Annotated in this window: 1 protein-coding gene; it reads right to left on the bottom strand. The window is 67.4% G+C overall.

The annotated features are described in order from the left end of the window. Window positions 1-56: 56 nt before the first annotated feature. Entirely contained in the window at window positions 57-1,301 is a 1,245-nt protein-coding gene (locus GSF22_RS33515) for an IS256 family transposase (protein WP_046563349.1), read from the bottom strand. Window positions 1,302-1,419: the final 118 nt, after the last annotated feature.

Below are 1,419 nucleotides of genomic sequence, written 5' to 3'. Positions count from 1 at the left end.
GGGTCGCGTCCGCGCGAGTGGTGTAAGAGACGGCCATCGCGGGATCCGGTCTGATGTTATGCGGCGATCGGGGCGGGGTCGGTCTGGTCGGTGACGTGTTGGTCGGTGTCGATCGTGACCATGCGGGCTTTGGCGAGTAGTTCCAGGCCCATGTAGCGGCGTCCTTCGGTCCACTCGTCGGTTTGCTCGGCCAGGACGGCGCCGACGAGGCGGATGATCGACGGCCGGTTGGGGAAGATCCCGACGACGTCGGTGCGGCGGCGGATCTCCTTGTTCAACCGCTCCTGCGGATTATTCGACCAGATCTGACGCCAGATCTCGCGCGGGAAACCGGTGAACGCGAGGAGGTCATCCCTGGCGGCGTCGAGGTGCTCGGCTGCGGCTGGGAACTTCGCCTCGATCGTGGCCACGACCCGCTGGAACTGGGCTCGGACGGCGTCGGCATCCGGCTGGTCGAAGATTGTGCGGACGAGGGTGGCGATCCAGGGCTGCGCCGACTTGGGCACCTTGGTCAGCAGGTTGCGCAGGTAGTGGGTCCGGCAGCGCTGCCACGCAGCGCCGGGCAGGGCCGCGCCGATCGCGGACACCAGGCCGGCGTGGGCGTCGGAGATGACCAGACGCACCCCGGTCAGGCCGCGGGCGGTCAGCGACCGCAGGAACGCCAGCCAGCCGGCGCCGTCCTCGTCGGAGGCGACGTCGAGGCCGAGGACTTCGCGTTGGCCGTCGGCGTTGACGCCGACAGCGATCAGCGCGTGGACGTTGACGGTGCGGCCGTGCTCGCGGACCTTCATCGTCAGCGCGTCCATCCACACGAACGTGTAGTGGCCTGAGTCGAGGGGTCGGTTGCGAAACGCCTCGACCTGGGTGTCGAGGTGGGCGGCCATCTCCGAGACCTGCGACTTCGACAGCTGCCGGATCCCGAGCTGCTCGACCAGCTTCTCCACCCGCCGCGTCGACACCCCCAGCAGATAGGAGGTGGCCACGACCGACACCAGAGCCTGCTCGGCCCGCCGACGGTGGGTCAGCAGCCAGTCCGGAAAGTACGAGCCCTGGCGCAGCTTGGGGATGGCCAAGTCGATCGTCCCGGCCCGGGTGTCCCACTCCCGAGGCCGGTATCCGTTACGCGAGTTCACCCGCTCGTCGCTGCGCTGCCCGTAACCGGCACCGCAGATCGCGTCCGCTTCCGCGGACATCAACGCCTGCGCGAACGTTTTGATCATCGCCTGCAACACGTCCGGCGACGCGCCCTCGATCTGCTCGCGCAGCAGGTCAACAGGGTTCACACTCTCTGATGCGGCCATCGCGTTCTCTCTTCCTTCTCTGACTTGGTCGTCTTGAAGGATCGACGCGATGGCCGTCTCTCATCTACGCAACACGCCCATCACGGGCAAGTCGTACACCACTCCAGCGGACGCAACC

The sequence above is a fragment of the Micromonospora echinofusca genome, assembly GCF_017614955.1.
Lineage (GTDB): Bacteria > Actinomycetota > Actinomycetes > Mycobacteriales > Micromonosporaceae > Micromonospora > Micromonospora echinofusca_A.
Note: the sequence above shows the minus strand (reverse complement) of the source record. Positions and strands in the feature narration are given on the sequence as shown.

Bases quoted from the DNA above. Each gene is read 5' to 3' on its own strand.
- GSF22_RS33515 (WP_046563349.1), bottom strand. From the start codon at position 1,301: ATGGCCGCATCAGAGAGTGTGAACCCTGTTGACCTGCTGCGCGAGCAG.